Origin of the sequence: Pseudidiomarina sp. WS423 (assembly GCF_050750165.1) — a bacterium.
GTDB classification, from domain to species: Bacteria; Pseudomonadota; Gammaproteobacteria; order Enterobacterales; family Alteromonadaceae; genus Pseudidiomarina; species Pseudidiomarina fusca.
This window is the reverse complement of the sequence record NZ_JBOJLN010000023.1, coordinates 1-19,911: the sequence shown is the minus strand read 5'-3', so window position 1 is coordinate 19,911 and position 19,911 is coordinate 1. Positions and strand designations below refer to the sequence as shown.

At 47.1% G+C, this 19,911-nt stretch carries 20 protein-coding genes; 13 read left to right on the top strand and 7 right to left on the bottom strand.

The window, feature by feature from the left end; all coding sequences use genetic code 11:
* Nucleotides 1–62 precede the first annotated feature (62 nt).
* Nucleotides 63–1,766 (bottom strand): S8 family serine peptidase, encoded by a 1,704-nt coding sequence (locus ACQ661_RS12115; RefSeq protein ID WP_431668510.1) that lies wholly within the window; start codon nucleotides 1,764–1,766, stop codon nucleotides 63–65.
* A gap of 199 nt (nucleotides 1,767–1,965) precedes the next feature.
* Between ACQ661_RS12115 and trmA the strand changes: the two genes are divergently transcribed.
* Complete coding sequence (gene trmA, locus ACQ661_RS12110) at nucleotides 1,966–3,069, top strand: tRNA (uridine(54)-C5)-methyltransferase TrmA (RefSeq protein ID WP_431668509.1); 1,104 nt, start codon at nucleotides 1,966–1,968, stop codon at nucleotides 3,067–3,069.
* Nucleotide 3,070: 1 nt separating this feature from the next.
* On the opposite strand, the gene ACQ661_RS12105 is transcribed toward trmA, so the two are convergent.
* The 3 genes from ACQ661_RS12105 to efp form a co-directional block, all read right to left on the bottom strand.
* Complete coding sequence (locus ACQ661_RS12105; RefSeq protein WP_110076991.1) at nucleotides 3,071–3,451, bottom strand: MerC domain-containing protein; 381 nt, start codon at nucleotides 3,449–3,451, stop codon at nucleotides 3,071–3,073.
* A gap of 63 nt (nucleotides 3,452–3,514) precedes the next feature.
* Nucleotides 3,515–4,486 (bottom strand): EF-P lysine aminoacylase EpmA, encoded by a 972-nt coding sequence (epmA, locus tag ACQ661_RS12100; protein ID WP_431668507.1) that lies wholly within the window; start codon nucleotides 4,484–4,486, stop codon nucleotides 3,515–3,517.
* Nucleotides 4,487–4,504: 18 nt separating this feature from the next.
* Nucleotides 4,505–5,074: an elongation factor P gene (efp, locus tag ACQ661_RS12095; protein ID WP_110076993.1), complete on the bottom strand. Its 570-nt coding sequence runs from the start codon at nucleotides 5,072–5,074 to the stop codon at nucleotides 4,505–4,507.
* Between the two features lie 110 nt (nucleotides 5,075–5,184).
* Between efp and epmB the strand changes: the two genes are divergently transcribed.
* Complete coding sequence (gene epmB, locus ACQ661_RS12090; RefSeq protein WP_431668505.1) at nucleotides 5,185–6,183, top strand: EF-P beta-lysylation protein EpmB; 999 nt, start codon at nucleotides 5,185–5,187, stop codon at nucleotides 6,181–6,183.
* 32 nt (nucleotides 6,184–6,215) lie between these two features.
* Here the strand turns inward: epmB and ACQ661_RS12085 are convergent, their stop codons facing one another.
* The 3 genes from ACQ661_RS12085 to ACQ661_RS12075 form a co-directional block, all read right to left on the bottom strand.
* On the bottom strand, nucleotides 6,216–6,728 hold the full coding sequence (locus ACQ661_RS12085) for a DUF3016 domain-containing protein (RefSeq protein ID WP_431668503.1): 513 nt from the start codon (nucleotides 6,726–6,728) through the stop codon (nucleotides 6,216–6,218).
* Nucleotides 6,729–6,877: 149 nt separating this feature from the next.
* Nucleotides 6,878–8,512 carry a chaperonin GroEL gene (gene groL, locus ACQ661_RS12080; protein ID WP_369742702.1) on the bottom strand — a complete coding sequence of 545 codons (1,635 nt, stop codon included), beginning with the start codon at nucleotides 8,510–8,512 and terminating at the stop codon, nucleotides 6,878–6,880.
* 12 nt (nucleotides 8,513–8,524) lie between these two features.
* Entirely contained in the window at nucleotides 8,525–8,818 is a 294-nt protein-coding gene (locus ACQ661_RS12075) for a co-chaperone GroES (RefSeq protein ID WP_110076996.1), read from the bottom strand.
* A 195-nt stretch (nucleotides 8,819–9,013) separates the two neighbouring features.
* Between ACQ661_RS12075 and cutA the strand changes: the two genes are divergently transcribed.
* The 11 genes from cutA (at nucleotide 9,014) to purD (ending at nucleotide 19,877) form a co-directional block, all read left to right on the top strand.
* Nucleotides 9,014–9,343, top strand: a complete 330-nt coding sequence (gene cutA, locus ACQ661_RS12070; protein ID WP_110076997.1) for a divalent-cation tolerance protein CutA — start codon at nucleotides 9,014–9,016, stop codon at nucleotides 9,341–9,343.
* Nucleotides 9,340–11,136 carry a protein-disulfide reductase DsbD gene (locus ACQ661_RS12065; protein ID WP_431668501.1) on the top strand — a complete coding sequence of 599 codons (1,797 nt, stop codon included), beginning with the start codon at nucleotides 9,340–9,342 and terminating at the stop codon, nucleotides 11,134–11,136. Before cutA ends, ACQ661_RS12065 begins: the two co-directional genes overlap by 4 nt.
* A 156-nt stretch (nucleotides 11,137–11,292) precedes the next feature.
* Nucleotides 11,293–11,760: a type II 3-dehydroquinate dehydratase gene (gene aroQ / locus ACQ661_RS12060; RefSeq protein ID WP_369742704.1), complete on the top strand. Its 468-nt coding sequence runs from the start codon at nucleotides 11,293–11,295 to the stop codon at nucleotides 11,758–11,760.
* 24 nt (nucleotides 11,761–11,784) lie between these two features.
* Nucleotides 11,785–12,249, top strand: a complete 465-nt coding sequence (accB, locus tag ACQ661_RS12055; protein ID WP_369742705.1) for an acetyl-CoA carboxylase biotin carboxyl carrier protein — start codon at nucleotides 11,785–11,787, stop codon at nucleotides 12,247–12,249.
* 23 nt (nucleotides 12,250–12,272) lie between these two features.
* Entirely contained in the window at nucleotides 12,273–13,622 is a 1,350-nt protein-coding gene (accC, locus tag ACQ661_RS12050) for an acetyl-CoA carboxylase biotin carboxylase subunit (RefSeq protein WP_313933357.1), read from the top strand.
* Between the two features lie 5 nt (nucleotides 13,623–13,627).
* A complete protein-coding gene (gene prmA, locus ACQ661_RS12045) occupies nucleotides 13,628–14,509 on the top strand; it encodes a 50S ribosomal protein L11 methyltransferase (RefSeq protein WP_110077002.1) in 882 nt (293 codons plus the stop codon).
* A gap of 124 nt (nucleotides 14,510–14,633) precedes the next feature.
* Nucleotides 14,634–15,599 (top strand): tRNA dihydrouridine synthase DusB, encoded by a 966-nt coding sequence (dusB, locus tag ACQ661_RS12040; RefSeq protein ID WP_110077003.1) that lies wholly within the window; start codon nucleotides 14,634–14,636, stop codon nucleotides 15,597–15,599.
* Between the two features lie 17 nt (nucleotides 15,600–15,616).
* Nucleotides 15,617–15,910, top strand: coding sequence for a DNA-binding transcriptional regulator Fis (gene fis, locus ACQ661_RS12035; RefSeq protein WP_110077004.1), 294 nt, complete (start codon nucleotides 15,617–15,619; stop codon nucleotides 15,908–15,910).
* Between the two features lie 160 nt (nucleotides 15,911–16,070).
* Nucleotides 16,071–17,639, top strand: a complete 1,569-nt coding sequence (purH, locus tag ACQ661_RS12030; protein ID WP_313933355.1) for a bifunctional phosphoribosylaminoimidazolecarboxamide formyltransferase/IMP cyclohydrolase — start codon at nucleotides 16,071–16,073, stop codon at nucleotides 17,637–17,639.
* An 88-nt stretch (nucleotides 17,640–17,727) separates the two neighbouring features.
* Complete coding sequence (locus tag ACQ661_RS12025) at nucleotides 17,728–18,576, top strand: class I SAM-dependent methyltransferase (RefSeq protein WP_431668498.1); 849 nt, start codon at nucleotides 17,728–17,730, stop codon at nucleotides 18,574–18,576.
* Nucleotides 18,577–18,587: 11 nt separating this feature from the next.
* A complete protein-coding gene (gene purD / locus ACQ661_RS12020; RefSeq protein WP_110077007.1) occupies nucleotides 18,588–19,877 on the top strand; it encodes a phosphoribosylamine--glycine ligase in 1,290 nt (429 codons plus the stop codon).
* The last annotated feature ends 34 nt before the right edge of the window (nucleotides 19,878–19,911 follow it).

Sequence of the window (19,911 nt, the reverse complement as noted above, 5' to 3'; positions counted from 1 at the left end):
GTTCACCCCGCATAAAAAAAGCTCACAAAGGTGAGCTTTTTGTTACTAATCCAGTGAAAAGGCTACTTTTTACCGCCTTTACCATTTCCTTTACCGCTACCAGGATTACTACCATCTTCTCCCCCAGTATCACCGCCACCGGTATTATCACCGCCATTTCCACTACAACCATAACTATCTAAGTAATCAACCGCGGCTTTTGCCTGTACTAAGCCGTAACCATAGGCATTGTCTTTACCGCTAGTACCCAAGTCTTTAGCTGTGTGGGTTAGTGCGGTGCGAATATCTTGGTTGCTACAGGTTGTATGATAAGACCAAACAAGTGCTGCAACACCAGCAACATGCGGTGATGCCATTGACGTACCATCAAAGAAAGCCCAATCGCTGGTAGCTGAACCTACTGAGGTGCTACTACCGAGTTGGGTTAACAAAGTCGCACCATCGGCAGCGCTAATACCGACTGCTGGAATACTGGCAGCATAATCACCTAGGGTTGCCAGTAACTCACCCGGTTCATTGTTATATATAACAGCGCCCACGCCACCACCGGCTTCACAGGCTTGTACCTTTTCAGCGAAAGATACCACGCCACGTTCAATCAAGCAGACTTGGTTAGCTACATTTGTACATGCTGTATCAGCAATACCGCAAGCTGCTAATGCGCCCGTGGCAATAGTTGGAAACGCACCATCGATTGAATTGGCTGTGTATTGGGTGTTCGCTACGGTTAATTCTACTTTTTCACCGGTACCTCGAGGTACAGAAGATAAAACACCGACCCCAGGCGCGGCTAACTCAACTTGATCTGTCTGTTGAGAAAAGCTAGCTATTTGTTCGTTAGCATCAACTGCAGCGACTGATACGACCGATGCATAAGAAGCAGGATAAGAATGTCGTGTATTGCCGTCATTACCTGCGGCAGCGACACTTAGCACGCCGGCATTGGCAAGATTGGCAAAAGCTCGTTCTTCAGCTTTGCTCGCACGAGAACCACCGAGACTCATATTGATCACTTGGGCACCGGCTGCTACACATTCATCGGTTGCGGCAATCAATGAAGAAGAATAGGCCCAACCCGATTCAGCAAACACCTTCACGATGTGAAGATTGATTTGCCCATTGGGCAATACTCCAACAACGCCTTCGCCATTGGTTAACGCCGCAATAGTTCCGGCAACGTGGGTACCATGGCCGTTCTCATCGGTATACCAATTGCCGGTACCAGCATCAAAACTACCAGAAACATTCGTCTGAGGCAGATCCGGATGGCCTAAATCATACCCTGAATCGATAATACAAAGAGTTCGACTACCTGCGGCACCATCACTCAATAAGTCTGCTTGTACCTGACTGATGCCGTAAGGCTTACCAGGTTCGTATTGAGTACTGTAGAGATAGCGCTTCTCATCCGGCTCTACTGAAATCACATTCGGATTATTACGTAGCCCCTGAATTGCATTAGCGGAAACTTCCAACGCCATCATGTTACGTTCAGGAAGATCAAGAACGATAAACTTAGGAGGCCAAGGCTCTCTTGGTTTCTCCTTTTTCTTGGTGTCCGTAGGCGGAGGCGTTGGCTCAGGTTCGCTGGCATCATTAGCCATCACATAGTCAGCTACAAGTCTTTGTGTACCTGGTTTGAATTCGACTAACACTCGCTCTTTGTTGTGGCCAGCCGAATCGGGCTGCTCCGCATGAACGGCCGATGCAACACACAAGGCCGCCGTGGTTATGGCAAACATTCCTAACTTGGACACTTTAGACATAGCTGAAACCTTTTTATATATTGTTCTATTTATGGGAGTTTCTTAGATAAAAATATCTAACCCTGTCATCATTGTCTATATTTCCGATATGTGCAATGTCATAGGTAGATTTTTACATTTTGAATTGCTCGGTCATGCTAGTAGACATTTTTAAGTCGAAGGTTACAATGCCCAGTCTTTTTTAGCGATAGGAGCAACCATGACTACAGGTGCAGTTAATCCGGCCCACTATGCCAGTCAACTTGAGACTAAAGTAACGCGCTTGCAACAGCTGCTGGCTCCTTATACTGCGGCATCTCCAACAGTATTTTCCTCGCCGGCCTCGCATTATCGAATGCGGGCCGAATTTAGAGTTTGGCATGACGGCGATGACCTGTTCTACATCATGTTTGACGCAGAAACGCGCGCTAAGATACGCACCGATCAATTTCCGGTAGGGAGTGAGCTTATTAATCACTTGATGCCGGCCATTATTGACTACGTTAAATACCAACCGGTACTGCGCGATAAGCTGTTTCAGGTAGAGTTTCTTACCACAACCACAAATCAAGCACTGATTTCATTAATCTATCATCGCCAATTAGATGAAGAGTGGCAGTTATTCACACAGCAATTAAAGCAGCACTTAAGCCAATATGGTGAGATTCATATTATCGGCCGAGCAAAAAAGCAAAAAATCTGTCTTGAGCAAGATTGGGTAACTGAGACTTTAACGATTGCCGGGCGTGATTACTCTTTTCAACAAGTTGAAAATAGCTTTACGCAACCTAATGCTGCAGTAAATAAGCATATGATTGAATGGGCCCTAGCAGCCACACAAGACCGTCCTGGCGACTTACTCGAACTGTATTGTGGTAATGGGAATTTCAGTTTGCCGTTAGCACAAAACTTTGACCGGGTGTTGGCTACAGAAATAAGTAAAACTTCTGTCGCTTCTGCTATTTATAACTGCGAATTAAATAATATAAAGAATGTCACTTTAGTTAGGATGTCTGCTGAAGATTTCAGTGCCGTTCTGGCTGGCAGTAAACAATCTCGCCGCGCGACTGAGGCCGATGTTTTGAGTTTTAATTGCCAAACGGTTTTAGTGGATCCGCCAAGAGCTGGATTAGATATGGATACGATTGAGCTTGTACGTCAGTACGAGATGATTGTTTATATTTCCTGTAACCCGGAAACCTTAGCTGAAAACATTGGCCAATTAGCCAACACTCACGAAGTTACCCAAACGGCGTTATTTGATCAGTTTCCATATACTCATCACATGGAAGCTGGGGTTATCCTAACTCGTAAAGTGCAATAGCCTATTGCACTTGAGGCTTGATCGGACAGCTGCGTACTAATCTTAAGTTAACCCAGTGCGCAGCAATGATTAGACCGGCACCAATGAGAATAACTAAAGGCTCAGCAAATTCACCAAAGCTATCTTTATTCCAGTAAACAGCCCCACCGCAAATTAATAATAATAACGGGTACCATTGCGCATGTTTCCGCACGCCGAAGCCTAAGGCGATAAGACCAATCACAATACTCAACGAAAGGATGGTACGCTCTAAAAACTCTTCGCCAATAAAAGATAAACCAATCACCGACAACAACGGCAAAATCACAGGCAAAGCGAGGCAATGTAACGCACATAAGGTGGTTACCCAAATACCAGTTTTGTCGAGCGAACGTTGCGTCATGATAATCCGTGCTTTTACTTAAGGTGTGCCAAGACAGTCGTGTTATATTATAACATTACTTAATTAGGCGCAAGACAGATCAAAAGGTAGCACAGATTGAATGTTCGCCTTTTTGCTTTGGATCATGAGTAATCGGTCAAACCCTAAAGCGACTCCGGCACAGTTCGGAAACCCTGCAGCAAGTGCTTGTAGTAATCGCGTGTCGGCTGCAGCTTGAGGACGCCTCAACTGCAAACGTAGTTGATTATCTATCGCAAAACGTTGCGTTTGTTCGGCTGCTTGCGTGAGCTCTTGATAGCCATTGGCTAGCTCTACTCCGCCCGCATACACCTCAAATCGCAAGGCCACACGACTATCATCAGCGGCAATTTCTGCCAAGGCTGCTTGGCTACTCGGAAAATGAGTGACAATGGTTATTGCGTCAATATTTAAGCGAGGCTCAATCACGCAAGCCATGGCTAATTGCAGTAAAGTGTCTCGATCGTCCTCGCGCTCAGCTAAATCTGCAACTTCGGTGTAATCACTTAAAGCCCGTTGCAGTTGCGAGACTGAAGCCGCAAGAGGATCAACTGCGAGATAACGCTGAAAGAGCTCTTGATAGGTTTGTTGGACAACCATACGCTCACCCAACACTAATAATAGGAGTTCGACGACTTCCGCAATAAGCTCTGCCATCGTAAAGCCAACACGATACCATTCTAACATCGTGAATTCAGGGTTATGCCGTGGCCCTACTTCATCATCTCGAAAGACTTTTCCAAGTTGATAGATGCTACAACCATAAGCAGCCAGCAGGCGCTTCATGGCGTACTCGGGTGATGTCTGTAGATAAAAAGGTTGGTTTGGTAACACCGCAATTTCGGTTTGCAGATTACTCAGATGAACATCGGTTACGCCATAGCGTGACAGCAATGGCGTATCCACTTCTAGCACCTGACGTTGCCAGAAAAACTCTCGAAGTTGGCGTAGCAATGCTGCCCGTTGTTGCAATAATTCTAACGACGCGGATGGCCGCCAATTATCTGATAGCTGCACTGCTATGCCCTAACTGATTTACTTTTGTACGCGTGATACGTATTCGCCAGAGCGAGTATCTACTTTAATGATTTCGCCAATCTGTACGAATAATGGAACCCGAACCACCGCGCCTGTAGACAACGTAGCTGGCTTACCACCGGTACCAGCAGTATCACCTTTCAAACCAGGATCGGTTTCAACGATCTCTAACTCAACAAAGTTAGGTGGTGTTACCGCGATCGGGTTACCGTTCCAAAGTGTTAACGTACATACATCTTGCTCAACTAACCATTTGGTCATGTCGCCCACAGCTTTTGCATCGGCAGCCAATTGCTCAAAGGTTTCGTTGTTCATAAAATGCCAGAACTCGCCATCGTTATAGAGATAGGCTAAATCAACATCAACAACATCCGCACCTTCTACTGAGTCACCTGATTTGAAGGTCTTCTCAACAACTTTGCCGCTGATTAATTTACGAATACGAACACGGTTAAAGGCTTGCCCTTTACCAGGCTTAACCATTTCGTTTTCTACAATTGAACAGGGCTCACCATCTTGCATGATTTTTAAGCCAGCTTTAAATTCGTTTGTGCTGTAATTCGCCATAGCTTCCTCGTATGCTTTTAAATTAAGCGATTTCGCGCGCAATAATAAACCATAACGCAGTATTTTTCAGGTAAAATAATTCGTTCGTGGAAATAATAAGTAGGTTTTTTGTGTCCGATTCTCAAGCAGTATCCATTCGTCCTCTGTGGCAACAGCAGTTAGCGCAAGCAATAACCTCACCCGAACAGCTTGGTGAGTTACTGCAACTACCGGCTAGCTGGGTTGCTCAACATCGCGAAGCAAGGCGTCTGTTTCCACTGCGGGTGACGCCTCATTTTGTGAAGTTGATGCAGCCAGGTGATTGCAATGACCCTTTGCTCTTGCAGGTGATGCCGCACCAGAACGAATTTACTGAACATCCAGAATTTACCAAAGACCCTTTAGCTGAGCAGTCTAATACACAGCCGGGGATTCTACATAAATATAAGTCGCGCGTGTTAGTTATCTTAAAAGGTGGCTGTGCGATTAACTGCCGCTATTGTTTTCGTCGTCATTTTCCTTATCAACAGCATAGCTTTGGTAGGTCTGAACTGGCCAGCTTAGTTGCCACCATAGCGTCGGATACCAATATTAATGAAGTGATTTTAAGTGGCGGCGATCCCCTTTTGGCTACCGATGAAAAGCTTGATGAGATACTAACAACCTTAGAGCAACTACCGCAATTACGCCGCATACGAATCCATTCACGGCTACCCGTAGTATTGCCGACGCGATTAACCAGCAAGCTTGCCGAGCGCTTAGCCCGAAGTCACCTGCAAGCTATTCTGGTGTTGCATATCAATCACCCGCGAGAAGTAGCAGACGAACTAGCTGCGGCCGCATTAGCTTGGCATCAAGCCGGTGTTACGCTGCTAAATCAAAGCGTGCTGTTAAAGGGGATTAATGACTCAGTTACCTGCCTAAGTGAACTAAGCGAAAAACTCTTTGCCGCCAACATCATGCCTTATTATCTACATCAATTAGATAAAGTGGCTGGTGCCAGTCATTTTGCCGTTACCGATGAAGCAGCCCTTAAGCTGTATCAACAATTATTAGCTGAACTACCGGGATTTTTAGTGCCAAAGTTAGTTCGAGAGATTGCCGGCGAAGCAAGTAAAACGCCACTCTGAAGGAGTGGCGTTTGCAGTATTGAAAGAGCTAGTTAAAAATACTCTTTAAAGTTATCTTTGAACCAATCACGAAGCAGTTGTTTCTCAAAGTAAACATTATCACGGCTACTACGCATGATTTCACGTCGAGTAATAATGCTACCTAAATCTTTTATCCGTTCCTCACCTTCTTGGATAACTTGTCCGTTAGCATCGGTATAACTGTAGGTAAACTTAATCATTGGATAACTAATCTCGTCGACCACACGCTGATAGCGCATTCCAGTGTCAACAAAGACCGGCTCAACACGCCCAGTTAAATCGAGATCATTAATAGCTATGGTGAAATGATGATCGGCTGGCAGCTTCTCAGCTAATTCACCAATATAAGCAGTAAGTTCGTCCATAACACGCTGTTCAAAGCGGTCTTGTTTATCGCCAACAGCTTCAATATCAAAGAATTTTTTGGGGTCACCCCAACTAACTTTCGCTTCCGCCGCGAGCGCAGTTTGGTGACATAGCCCAGCTAACATTAAACCAGTTACTAATAGAGTTTTTTTCATCATTTGAGTCCTCCTATGAGACGCTCGATATCGCATTATATGCGCTTCTATTAGTTTAGACGCTAGTCGGATTGAAAGTGTGACATACAAAATAAAAAAGGGAGATGCCGAAACATCTCCCCGTTTTGAATGGTTTTATGACGTAATCGAAATTACATCATGCCGCCCATTCCACCCATGCCGCCCATATCTGGAGCAGCTGGCTCATCTTTTGGCACTTCCGCTACCATAGCTTCGGTAGTAATCATCAAGGCTGCGATAGATGAAGCAAACTGTAACGCTGAACGAGTTACTTTGGTTGGATCCAAAATACCCATTTCTAGCATGTCGCCATACACGTCTTGACCTGCGTTGTAACCGTAGTTACCTTCGCCGTTTTTCACGTTATTGGCTACCACAGAACCTTCAGCGCCAGCGTTAGTAGCGATTTGACGCAGTGGTGATTCCATCGCACGAAGTGCTAACTTGATACCTACGTTTTGGTCTTCATTATCACCGCGTAAGTCAGCAAGTTTGCTAGCAGCTCGCACTAATGCTACACCACCACCAGGCACAACGCCTTCTTCTACCGCTGCGCGAGTTGCATGCAGAGCATCTTCAACACGTGCTTTCTTCTCTTTCATTTCTACTTCAGTCGCAGCACCTACTTTAATAACTGCAACACCGCCAGCAAGTTTAGCTAAACGTTCTTGCAGTTTTTCGCGGTCGTAATCAGAAGTAGTTTCCTCTACTTGTTGACGAATCTGAGCAACACGGCCTTCAATGGCTGCTTGGTCGCCGTTACCATCAACAATAGTAGTGTTGTCTTTGTTGATCACGACTCGTTTGGCAGTACCTAGATCTTCTAGTTGAGCTTTCTCAAGCTCCATACCAATTTCTTCTGAAATCACAGTACCGCCAGTCAATACAGCGATGTCTTGCAACATAGCTTTACGGCGATCGCCGAAGCCTGGTGCTTTTACTGCAGCTACTTTCACGATGCCACGCATGTTGTTCACAACTAAAGTCGCTAAGGCTTCACCTTCAACATCTTCGGCAATAATCAATAATGGCTTACCTGATTTAGCTACACCTTCAAGAACTGGTAACAATTCACGAATGTTTGATACTTTTTTATCAACCAATAAAATAAACGGACTTTCTAATTCAACAGTGCCGTTTTCTTGATTATTGATGAAGTAAGGTGATAGGTAACCACGGTCAAACTGCATACCTTCAACAACGTCAAGTTCATCTTGCAATGCTTGACCTTCTTCAACCGTGATAACACCTTCTTTGCCTACCTTTTCCATCGCTTTAGCGATGATTTCACCGATGGTGCTATCTGAGTTAGCTGAGATGGTACCTACCTGAGCGATAGCTTTGGTGTTGTCACAAGGTTGTGAAATTTTCTTCAGCTCTTCAACAGCACTGATGACGGCTTTATCAATACCGCGTTTTAAATCCATTGGATTCATGCCCGCAGCAACCGCTTTCAAGCCTTCGTTGACAATTGCTTGAGCTAACACAGTAGCAGTGGTAGTACCGTCACCTGCTTCGTCATTAGCTTTAGAGGCAACTTCTTTCACCATCTGTGCGCCCATATTTTCGAACTTATCTTCTAGTTCGATCTCTTTGGCTACTGAAACACCATCTTTGGTGATCAAAGGTGCGCCAAATGATTTTTCTAGGACGACATTACGACCCTTCGGGCCCAAAGTTACTTTAACTGCGTCAGCAAGAACGTTCACGCCTTTAAGCATGCGTTGACGTGCACTGTTTCCAAAAATGACTTCTTTAGCTGCCATGTTTATTTCTCCTTAGCCTTCTACGATCGCTAGAATGTCTGATTCGCTCATGATCAAGTACTCTTCACCCTCGATCTTTTGCGTCTTAACACCATATCCTTCGTTAAATAGCACGGTATCGCCAACTTTTACGTCTAGCGCTTTTACCTCGCCATTTTCAAGGATACGACCGTTACCTACAGCTACAACCTCACCTTGGGTTGATTTTTCTGCGGCTGAACCGGTCAATACAATACCACCAGCAGATTTAGTTTCTGCTTCTGAACGCTTAATGATCACTCGATCATGTAAAGGACGAAGTTTCATCTTGGATAACTCCTAAACCTAAGTTTGTGGGTTGATAAAAGCTTTGGGGATGAGCCAAAGCAGTTAAAAAGTGAATGTGCACCAGTTATGGGGGGTAAAAATAAGAACTCAAGGTGCAATGATAAATTTTTTTTGTTTTCGTATACTGGTCGTAAGATAGTCTTTTAGCGTACTCAATGAGAAGAGATAAAACTAATGCCAACATCGTCAACCTATCGTATTGTGGTATGCAGTTGTCCTAGCAAGCAATCAGCTAAAGCCATTGCTGAAAAAGTTTTACGAGCGCGCTTAGCTGCCTGCGTTAATATTTCATCGCCAACAACATCCATGTATTGGTGGGATGATCATATCCATGCCGATGAAGAAGTCTTGTTACAGATCAAGACAACCGTAGGCTGTCTTGAGGCACTCTTTGCGCTGGTGCAACAGGCACACCCCTACGATGTGGCGGAACTTATTGCTGTGCCTATTACGGAAGGCTCACCCGATTATTTAAATTGGATAACACAGGTCACCCAATCATGACAGTTAAGCAGTACCCTCTCGTTATTCTCTCTACTTTATTCGCGCTAGTATGGTTGCTCACTGCTGGGGCTCAGGCACAACAGTTTCAGCTCCAAAGTAGTGACCCTTTTCAACAACCCGAATTCTTACCTGTTGACGAAGCTTTTGCGTTCAATTTTAAGCAAGACGGCGATCAGCTGACCTTACAATGGACCATTGCGCCATCTTATTATCTCTACCAGCACCGATTTGTGGTGAAAAGTGATGTGGCTTTGCAAGCGCAACCACAATTACCAGAAGGTGAGCCCCACGTTGATGAGTTTTTCGGCGAAACGGTGGTGTATCGCGATTACGTTGAAATCACTTATGAATTGCAGCAGGCGGCGCCTCAGCAAACTTTCGTGATTTCTTATCAGGGCTGCGCCGATGCCGGTTTATGTTACCCGCCCACGGATAAAACCATCGCGCTGAATGCCGTACAAGCCACAGGCACGGCAGTGTCTTTTGAGCAGATCACTGAGAATAGTCAACAATCAGAATCTGCTAGCATTTTTGATGCAATTCATGAGCAGCCTCTGTGGTTGTCACTGGGCTTATTTTTAGTCCTCGGGATTGGCTTAGCTTTTACGCCTTGCGTGTTGCCTATGTACCCGATTATTTCTGCCATCATCATGGGGTCTTCTGGGCCTGCTGCATCGGCTACTGGCTCGACAACAGCTGCGCGCAAACCCTTAACCACGCTGCGTGCATTTACCTTGTCGTTCGCTTATGTACAAGGGATGGCCGTGACCTATTCAGCACTAGGTATTGTGGTAGCCCTAGCTGGATTGCGCTATCAAGCCATGTTACAGCACCCAGTTTTGTTAGTGGTGCTAGCCCTAGTGTTTGTGTTGCTGGCCCTGAGTATGATGGGTGTGTATACCATCACCTTACCGAGTAAGTGGCAAAATTACCTCAATAGTATTAGCCAAGGTCAACGTGGTGGAGCACATTCCAGTGTCTTTATTATGGGTGCCCTATCAGGATTAATAGCCTCACCATGCACTACCGCTCCGCTATCTGGCGTGCTGCTATTCATTGCGCAGTCGGGCGATATCGTAAATGGCGGGGCCATTCTATATGCATTGAGTATCGGCATGGGCCTACCCTTATTAGTGTTCGGAGTAACGGGTGGCAAACTATTGCCTAAAGCCGGCGCTTGGATGAACACAGTAAAACGGTTGTTCGGCGTTATCTTGCTCGCAGTTGCGCTGGTTTTAGTAGAACGCCTCTTGCCCTTTCACGTAGCAGATTGGCTATGGGTGCTCTTTATCTGTGCTAGTGCGATTTACCTTATTGTTAGCGGCTGGGCTGAAATGGCGCGCAAGCCAGCAGTGGTGTTCAGCAGTGTTTGGCTAATTCTTGCTAGTGGCTTACTCTATACCTGGTGGCCACAGCCCAGCAGCGCTCATTTGCCTTTCAAACAAGTGACTTCTGTTGCCGCAATTGAGGCCGAGTTAGCAGCAGCCGCAGCTAATCAACAGTGGGTGATGTTAGATTTGTACGCCGACTGGTGCGTTGCTTGTAAAGAGTTTGAGCGCTACACCTTTGCTAACGAGCAGGTTCAGCAAGCCTTGAGCGATGTGCGCTTGCTACAAGCAGACGTTACCGCCAACACGGCTGAGAACAATGCAATATTGCAGCACTACCAGGTATTAGGTTTGCCTACCATTTTATTTTTCTATGCCGGCGAGGAAGTTCAAGGTGCCAGAGTCACTGGGTTTTTACCGGCGGATGAATTTACAGAGCATGTAAAAAGTACAACAGAAAATTAAAGATTGCAGCGAACTGCGGTGATAAGACCAGTATTTTGCTGCGTAATCTCATTTTTTCTCTATAATGCCAAGATAAGCATGGAACTAGAGGCCAAATTTGGCCTCTAATTCTCTAAATTCCTAGAGACATGACGTTTCGCAGCAGATCGCAGCATTATGACGACAAAAAATGCCAGAACATCAAGACTATTGCTTCTCAATGGCCCTAACCTTAATTTGTTAGGCACTCGGGAGCCCGATATTTATGGTTCACAAACCCTCAATGATATTGAGCATCAACTGCGGCAACAAGCTGAGCAGTTAAACCTTGTTTTAGACTGCAGACAGTCTAATGCTGAGCATCAACTGCTTGAGTGGATTCATGAAGCTAGAACCACCCATGTCGATTTTATTCTAATCAACCCAGGCGCCTTTACTCATACTAGCATTGCCTTGCGTGATGCCTTGGCCGGGGTAGCTATTCCTTTTATCGAAGTACATCTTTCCAATATTCATGCACGCGAAGCCTTTCGTAAGCATTCTTATTTATCAGACCTAGCCGTAGGGGTTATCTGTGGACTTGGCGCGCAAGGCTATAGCCTCGCGTTGCAAGCAGCCCAGCAGCACTTACAGCACAACTCATAACATTTAATTAGGTAATTAATACTCATGGATATTCGTAAAATTAAGAAATTAATCGAACTAGTAGAAGAATCTGGTATCGCTGAATTAGAAATTACCGAAGGTGAAGAATCCGTTCGTATTCATCGTGGTGGCAGCCACAGCGCTCCGGTCCATTATCAAGCGGCACCGATGCATCATTATCCTGCTCCGGCACCAGCTCCGGCGGCGGCAGCGGCGGCAGCACCTGCAGCAGAAGCAGCAGCGCCAGAAATTTCAGGCCATGTTGTTAAATCACCTATGGTTGGCACTTTCTACGCAGCTCCAGCACCGGGTGCCGCTGACTTTGTCAGCGTTGGCCAACAGGTTAAAGCTGGCGAAACCTTATGCATTGTAGAAGCGATGAAAATGATGAACCAGATCGAAGCCGACAAAGGCGGAGTGGTGAAACAAATTCTTGTAGAAAACGGTGAGCCGGTTGAGTTTGATCAGCCATTATTTGTTATTGAGTAACGGCATCAGCCAGGACCAAAATCATGTTAGATAAGGTTGTTATAGCTAACCGAGGCGAGATTGCGCTGCGTATTTTGCGCGCCTGTAAAGAGCTCGGAATTAAAACCGTAGCGGTACACTCTACCGTTGACCGCAATTTGAAGCATGTGCTGCTAGCCGATGAGTCTATCTGTATTGGCGATGCACCTGCTACTAATAGTTATTTGAATATTCCACGCATTATTAGTGCGGCGGAAATTACTGACGCAGCAGCTATCCACCCGGGTTATGGCTTTCTTGCTGAGAATGCCGACTTTGCCGAACAAGTAGAAAACTCTGGTTTCATTTTTGTCGGCCCAACCGCTGATGTTATTCGCCTGATGGGCGATAAAGTTTCTGCTATTGAGGCGATGAAGAAAGCAGGCGTGCCTTGTGTGCCTGGCTCTGGCGGTCCGTTAGGTGACGATGAAGCCACCAACTTAAAAACCGCTAAGCGTATTGGCTATCCAGTGATAGTAAAAGCTGCTGGGGGCGGCGGTGGTCGTGGCATGCGGGTCGTGCGTAAAGAAGACGAACTGATTCGCGCTATTAGCACCACCAAAGCAGAAGCCGGAGCAGCCTTCGGTAACTCCATGGTGTACATGGAGAAGTTTTTAGAGAATCCTCGCCATATTGAGATTCAAGTGTTGGCTGATGGTCAAGGTAACGCCGTTTACTTAGGTGAGCGAGATTGTTCGATGCAACGCCGCCACCAAAAGGTCGTTGAAGAAGCGCCAGCACCAGGCATTACCGCAGAGATGCGTAAGTTTATTGGTGAACGCTGTGCCAAAGCCTGCATCGAGATTGGCTATCGTGGTGCCGGTACGTTTGAGTTCCTTTACGAAAACGGCGAATTCTATTTCATTGAAATGAATACCCGTATTCAGGTTGAGCATCCAGTTACCGAAATGGTTACCGGAATCGATCTCATTAAAGAGCAACTGCGCATTGCCGCGGGTCGTCAATTATCGATTTCACAAGAAGACGTAGTGATTCGCGGACATGCTGTTGAATGCCGGATTAACGCTGAAGATCCAGCAACTTTTATTCCATCGCCGGGTACCATCACCCGCTTCCACCCACCAGGTGGTTTAGGAGTGCGTTGGGATTCGCATGTGTATGCAGATTATCGAGTACCACCTAATTACGATTCGATGATTGGCAAGTTAATTACCTATGGTGAAAATCGTGATGTAGCAATAGCGCGTATGCGCAATGCGCTGAGTGAGTTAATCATTGAAGGTATTAAAACCAATGTGCCATTGCAGAAAGACATCATGGCCGATGAAAACTTCCAGCACGGTGGCACGAACATCCACTATCTAGAGAAAAAGCTCGGCATGGGTGGTCACTAACGCCTATGCCTTGGATTCAACTTACCGTATCGGCTCCTGAAAAGCATGCGCCCCTTGTGGGCGACATGCTGCAGGGCAATGGCGCTATGGCCGTCACCTATCGCGATGCCCAAGACAACCCGATTTTTGAGCCTCCGCTGGGCGAACTCATCTATTGGCAGGAAACTCTAGTGACTGGTTTGTTTCCAGCTGAAACCGACCTTAAACCAATCCTCGCTAACCTGCGCAAATCGAGTTACTTCAAAGACGAGCTACAATACAAAACCGATGCTCTTGAAGACAAAGATTGGGAGCGTGAGTGGATGGATAACTTTCATCCCATTCGTTTTGGTCAACGGCTGTGGGTTTGCCCTAGCTGGCGTGATATCCCCGAGCCCGATGCGGTCAATATCATGCTCGACCCGGGGATGGCCTTTGGTACAGGAACTCACCCTACTACGGCACTTTGTTTGGAATGGTTGGATAGCGCTGAGGTGGCTGGTAAGACCGTGGTTGATTTTGGCTGTGGCTCAGGCATTTTGGCGATTGCAGCATTGTTGCTGGGTGCCAAACAGGCTATTGGTACCGATATCGATCAACAAGCTCTGATTGCCAGTACCGCCAATGCTGAGCGCAATGGTGTTGCTGAACGCTTAGCCGTGTATTTACCAAGTCAGCAACCGGAGTTACAAGCCGAGTTGGTCATGGCCAATATTTTGGCCGGCCCCTTACAAGAATTAGCTCCGGTCATTAGTGCTTTTGTTGCTCCAGGCGGTGAACTCATCATGTCTGGTATTCTGGAGCGTCAAGTTCCGGCAGTACAAGCCGCTTATAACAAAGAATTCGACTTTAGCCCGGTTCGTGTCAGCGAAGGTTGGGTGATGTTACACGCGAAACGCAAACACTAGTCTTGAGTAACTTTGTCAAGTGGAAAAAATGCAAAAAAGGCTGTTTTTGTACAAATTACAGCCTTTTCTTTCTGCGCTAAATTCCCTAAAATTTCCGACCCTTGAGTTGCACAGTTTTTAACCGATGCGGATCGGACCATATCCAATAGAAAATCCGGTAATTCTCGCACCCATGGCCGGTGTGACAGACCTTCCATTTCGACAGCTCTGCTTAGAATTGGGAGCCGGGTTGGCAGTGTCCGAAATGCTCTCGAGCAATCCGCAAGTGTGGGCCACTAAAAAGTCGCAAGACCGAATGGGCCATGCTGATGAACCGGGAGTGAAAGCTGTGCAAATTGCAGGGTCAGAACCTGAATTGATGGCTGCGGCTGCTGTTCACAATGTTGAGCACGGAGCGCAAATCATTGATATCAATATGGGCTGCCCAGCAAAAAAGGTGAATAAGAAATTAGCTGGCTCGGCCCTGCTGCAGTATCCAAAGCTTGTAGAAGCTATTCTAACTGCTGTGGTAGCTGCTGTGGATGTGCCAGTCACGCTAAAAATTCGCACAGGCTGGACGCCTGAGCATCGTAACGGAGTAACCATTGCCCAAATTGCGGAGCAAGCGGGAATACAATCGTTAGCCGTACACGGACGTACTCGAGCTTGTATGTACAAAGGCCACGCCGAGTACGACACCATCAAAGCAATCAAGGCGGCGGTGTCGATACCCGTAGTTGCTAATGGCGACATTACGACGCCAGAAAAAGCACGCGAGGTTTTAGCGTATACCGGTGCCGACGCCATCATGATTGGTCGCGGCGCCCAAGGTAATCCTTGGTTGTTTCGTGAGATCGCCCATTTTTTAGCAACGGGCGAACACTTAGCACCACCAACGGCGCATGAAGTTAGCCGAGTTGTGCAGCAGCATGTGAAACGCTTGCACGCACACTATGGTGACTTTAGCGGTGTAAGGATTGCCAGAAAACATGTGGGTTGGTACTTGCAACAACAACAACCCAATGCGGATTTTCGCCAGCAGTTTTTGGTGATTGAGGATGCAGCCGAGCAACTCGACGCCTTGGCGAATTTTTTTGTAACAGTAAACTAAAGAGATAGAGCGCACCTATGTTTGATCAAAACGCACATCGTGACCCGGTTTCTCCATTTACCACCATTGGTAACAATGCCCAGCCGAAGCCACTACGTGATTCAGTAAAGCAAGCCATGAACTCATTCTTAAAGCAATTAGAAGGACATGATCCTGAAGAATTGTATGAGTTGGTTTTGGCTGAAGTTGAAGCACCGTTGTTAGAAGAGGTCATGACTTACACGCGTGGTAATCAAACCCGCGCCGCGACAATGCTTGGCATTAACCGTGGTACCTTGCGTAAGAAGCTGAAAAAATACGGCATGAACTAAGTGCCCCCAAAAAAAGAGCGCCTGGTGTGCTCTTTTTTTCTTTCTAATCCTCAGTTTTTAACGCCTAGGTTATTTGCTAACACATACTTAAATTAACTATCTTAGTTTACTGGTATCTACTGAATACTTAATACTCACTATTAAAGAAAGGTAACATTTCATGCAACACCGCCCTATTCAACGCGCTTTACTCAGTGTTTCTGACAAAACTGGCATTGTCGAATTTGCTCAGGCTTTGGTGCAACGTGGCGTCGAGCTGCTCTCAACAGGTGGTACGGCAGCCTTACTGCGCCAGCACCAAATTGCCGTAACAGATGTGTCAGAACATACTGGCCAGCCGGAGATTATGGACGGTCGCGTAAAGACCTTGCATCCTAAAATTCATGGCGGCATTTTAGCTCGTCGTGATCGAGACCAAGCGGTGATGCAAGAGCAAGGTATTGCTGCCATAGATATGGTGGTAGTAAATTTATACCCGTTTGCAGAAACTGTCGCGAAACCAGATTGTAGCCATGCTGATGCGGTAGAGAATATTGATATTGGTGGCCCAACGATGGTGCGTGCAGCCGCCAAAAATCATCAAGACGTGACTATTATTGTGAATGCTGATGATTACGCCGCAGTTATTGCCGAGATGGATGCTAATCAAAACAGCCTAAGCTTCGATTCTCGTTTTAACTTAGCGATTAAAGCTTTTGAACACACAGCTCAATATGATGGCATGATTGCTCAATATTTTGGCGCACGGTTGCCCCAGCAAAGCAGTAAATTCCCACGTACCTTTAATACCCAGTTACAGAAGAAACAAGATTTACGCTATGGCGAAAACAGCCATCAGCAAGCCGCTTTTTATGTTGAGCACAAACCAGCAGAAGCATCAGTCGCCACTGCGATTCAGCTGCAGGGTAAAGAATTATCCTTTAATAACATTGCCGACACTGATGCCGCCCTTGAGTGTGTGAAATCTTTTACTGCACCAGCTTGTGTGATTGTGAAACATGCCAACCCATGTGGCGTGGCAATCGGTAACCATCCGTTGGATGCTTATGAACGCGCCTTTAAAACCGACCCAACCTCAGCCTTTGGTGGCATTATTGCTTTTAACCGTGAGCTTGACGGTGAGACCGCTGCTGCAATCGTGGCGCGTCAGTTTGTTGAGGTCATTATTGCCCCGGTGATTAGCCAAGCGGCTAAAGATGCACTCGCTAGTAAAACCAATGTGCGCGTACTCGAGTGTGGCGAATGGGCACCACAACGAGTACCAAGTTTCGACTACAAGCGCGTTAATGGTGGCTTGTTGGTGCAAGACAACGATTTAGGTGAAATCACCATAGCCGATCTCAAAGTGGTTACCGACAAGCAGCCAACTGCCGCGCAGTTGGAAGACTTGTTATTCTGCTGGAAAGTAGCCAAATTTGTGAAATCTAATGCGATTGTGTATGCCAAAGACGGTATGACGATTGGCGTTGGCGCCGGCCAAATGAGCCGTGTATACAGCGCCAAGATCGCTGGTATCAAAGCTGCTGATGAGAACCTTGAGGTAGCAGGCTCGGTGATGGCATCCGATGCCTTCTTCCCCTTCCGCGACGGGATTGACGCTGCTGCTGCGGCTGGTATTACTGCCATTATTCAACCCGGTGGATCGATTCGTGACGAAGAAATTATCGCAGCTGCCAACGAGCATGGGATCGCCATGGTCTTTACTGGAATGCGCCATTTCCGTCACTAATTCGTAGGTTATTGAGAGCGAGCTTAGTTGCTAACTGAACGATTAGCGCTAAGCTCATATAACTTAATGATGCAAAAGGAAACTAGCGATGCCCACTAAACGCCAACTATTAACCGGTGTAGCCGTAGCGCTACTGTTTACTCCGTTACTGGGCGCCTGCTCGAATGAAGCAGCTGCCCCTGCTCACAGCACCGCATTGGCCGAAGCCATGAATAGCCCGGCGCGCACGCCAAGCAACATGCAACGAGATCAGTACCGAAATCCCCAAGCAACACTCGAGTTTTTTGAAGTGGAGCCGCACCACACAGTGGTCGAGATTTGGCCAGGTGGTGGTTGGTATAGCGAAATCCTAGCCCCTTATCTGCATCAGCATGGGCAACTCTATGCGGCTGGCTTTGCCACTTCTGACGAGCGTGGTTTCGCTATTCGTGCGCGCGCTAACTATGCCGAACGAGTTGCTAACGATGCTCTGTTCGGTAACGTCATCATCACTGAATTTTCGCCCTTAGAGAATAGTACTATTGCACCACCAGCAAGTGCTGATAGAGTGCTCACCTTCCGTAACCTGCATAATTGGTACATGGCCAGTGGTGAAGCCGGTATGAAAGGTGCCTTTGCGACCTTTTATCAAGCTCTCAAACCCGGTGGCATGTTAGGGATTGTTGATCACCGGTTACCGGAAACTCGTCCGGATAGTGATATGGAATCAAGCGGCTATATCAAAGAAAGCTATACCATCGCACTCGCTGAGGCGGCTGGATTTGAACTGGTTGCGCGCAGTGAGATCAATGCGAATCCAAACGACACCACTGAGCATCCACGCGGCGTATGGACCTTGCCACCAACCTTAGCTGCCGGCGATCAAGATCGCGACAAGTATATTGAGATTGGTGAGAGTGACCGCTTTACGTTAAAATTTGTTAAACCTCATAATTAACGAGTACCTTCATGAAAGTATTGGTAATTGGCGGCGGTGGCCGCGAACATGCATTAGCTTGGAAAGCCGCACAGTGTCAGGGTGTGGAGCAAGTGTTTGTCGCTCCTGGTAATGCCGGCACTGCTATTGAAACTGGTATCGAAAACGTGGCCATTGCTGCTGATGATATCGCTGCCTTACTAGCCTTTGCGCAACAGCAGCAGGTTGCCCTAACGATTGTAGGCCCAGAAGCGCCGCTGGTTGCGGGCGTCGTTGACAGTTTTACCGCAGCGGGCCTCACTATTTTCGGGCCAACTCAGGCCGCAGCTCAACTTGAGGGCTCAAAAGCTTTCAGCAAAGACTTTTTAGCACGTCACCAAATACCAACCGCTGCCTATGGCACCTTTACGGACGTTGAAGCCGCACAAGCCTATGTGCGTGCGCAAGGCACTCCAATCGTCATCAAAGCTGACGGTTTAGCTGCTGGCAAAGGCGTGATCATTGCGCAAACTCTTGCTGAAGCTGATGCTGCTATTGCTGACATGCTGGCAGGTAACCGCTTTGGTGATGCGGGTAGCCGAGTAGTGATTGAAGAGTTCTTAGTTGGTGAAGAGGCAAGCTTTATTGTCATGGTGGATGGCACTACGGCGCTGCCGTTTGCCTCGAGCCAAGATCATAAAGCACGTGACAACGGCGACCAAGGCCCTAATACGGGCGGTATGGGGGCTTACTCCCCAGCCCCTGTGGTTACCCCTAGTGTGCACGAATGGGTGATGCAGCATGTGATTCAGCCAACCATAGAGGGTATGGCAGCTGAAGGCCATCCTTACACTGGCTTTCTCTATGCTGGTTTGATGATTGCAGCAGACGGCAGCGCCAAAGTACTTGAGTACAATTGCCGCTTTGGTGATCCTGAAACTCAACCCATCATGATGCGCTTACAGTCTGATTTAGTTGAACTGTGCTTAGCTGCCTGCGCCGGCCAATTAGCTGGTCGTGAGATTCAGTTTGATCCGCGTGCGACTGTGGGCGTGGTGATGGCGGCTGGCGGTTATCCAGATGGCTATGCCAAAGGTGATGCGATTTCAGGCATTACTGAAGCTGAAGCCACTGGCGTGAAGGTCTTTCATGCTGGCACGGCTCTCAATACTGAAGGGCAAGTAGTGACGGCCGGCGGCCGCGTTCTGTGTGTGACTGCTATTGGCGATAGCGTGAGCGCTGCTCAACAGCAAGCTTATGCTGGCGTTAGTAAGATCCGTTGGAACCAGGCATTCTATCGCACTGACATTGGCTATCGTGCCATTGCTCGTGAACAAGCCTAATTAGCTTTAACCCATAAAAAAGCTGGCTTTCGCC

Excerpts from the sequence above, each read along its gene's own strand:
- ACQ661_RS12115 (WP_431668510.1), bottom strand. The coding sequence starts at position 1,766 with ATGTCTAAAGTGTCCAAGTTAGGAATGTTTGCCATAACCACGGCGGCC.
- trmA (WP_431668509.1), top strand. The coding sequence starts at position 1,966 with ATGACTACAGGTGCAGTTAATCCGGCCCACTATGCCAGTCAACTTGAG.
- ACQ661_RS12105 (WP_110076991.1), bottom strand. The coding sequence starts at position 3,451 with ATGACGCAACGTTCGCTCGACAAAACTGGTATTTGGGTAACCACCTTA.
- efp (WP_110076993.1), bottom strand. The coding sequence starts at position 5,074 with ATGGCGAATTACAGCACAAACGAATTTAAAGCTGGCTTAAAAATCATG.
- ACQ661_RS12085 (WP_431668503.1), bottom strand. The coding sequence starts at position 6,728 with ATGATGAAAAAAACTCTATTAGTAACTGGTTTAATGTTAGCTGGGCTA.
- groL (WP_369742702.1), bottom strand. The coding sequence starts at position 8,512 with ATGGCAGCTAAAGAAGTCATTTTTGGAAACAGTGCACGTCAACGCATG.
- ACQ661_RS12075 (WP_110076996.1), bottom strand. The coding sequence starts at position 8,818 with ATGAAACTTCGTCCTTTACATGATCGAGTGATCATTAAGCGTTCAGAA.
- cutA (WP_110076997.1), top strand. The coding sequence starts at position 9,014 with ATGCCAACATCGTCAACCTATCGTATTGTGGTATGCAGTTGTCCTAGC.
- ACQ661_RS12065 (WP_431668501.1), top strand. The coding sequence starts at position 9,340 with ATGACAGTTAAGCAGTACCCTCTCGTTATTCTCTCTACTTTATTCGCG.
- aroQ (WP_369742704.1), top strand. The coding sequence starts at position 11,293 with ATGACGACAAAAAATGCCAGAACATCAAGACTATTGCTTCTCAATGGC.
- accB (WP_369742705.1), top strand. The coding sequence starts at position 11,785 with ATGGATATTCGTAAAATTAAGAAATTAATCGAACTAGTAGAAGAATCT.
- accC (WP_313933357.1), top strand. The coding sequence starts at position 12,273 with ATGTTAGATAAGGTTGTTATAGCTAACCGAGGCGAGATTGCGCTGCGT.
- prmA (WP_110077002.1), top strand. The coding sequence starts at position 13,628 with ATGCCTTGGATTCAACTTACCGTATCGGCTCCTGAAAAGCATGCGCCC.
- dusB (WP_110077003.1), top strand. The coding sequence starts at position 14,634 with ATGCGGATCGGACCATATCCAATAGAAAATCCGGTAATTCTCGCACCC.
- fis (WP_110077004.1), top strand. The coding sequence starts at position 15,617 with ATGTTTGATCAAAACGCACATCGTGACCCGGTTTCTCCATTTACCACC.
- purH (WP_313933355.1), top strand. The coding sequence starts at position 16,071 with ATGCAACACCGCCCTATTCAACGCGCTTTACTCAGTGTTTCTGACAAA.
- ACQ661_RS12025 (WP_431668498.1), top strand. The coding sequence starts at position 17,728 with ATGCCCACTAAACGCCAACTATTAACCGGTGTAGCCGTAGCGCTACTG.
- purD (WP_110077007.1), top strand. The coding sequence starts at position 18,588 with ATGAAAGTATTGGTAATTGGCGGCGGTGGCCGCGAACATGCATTAGCT.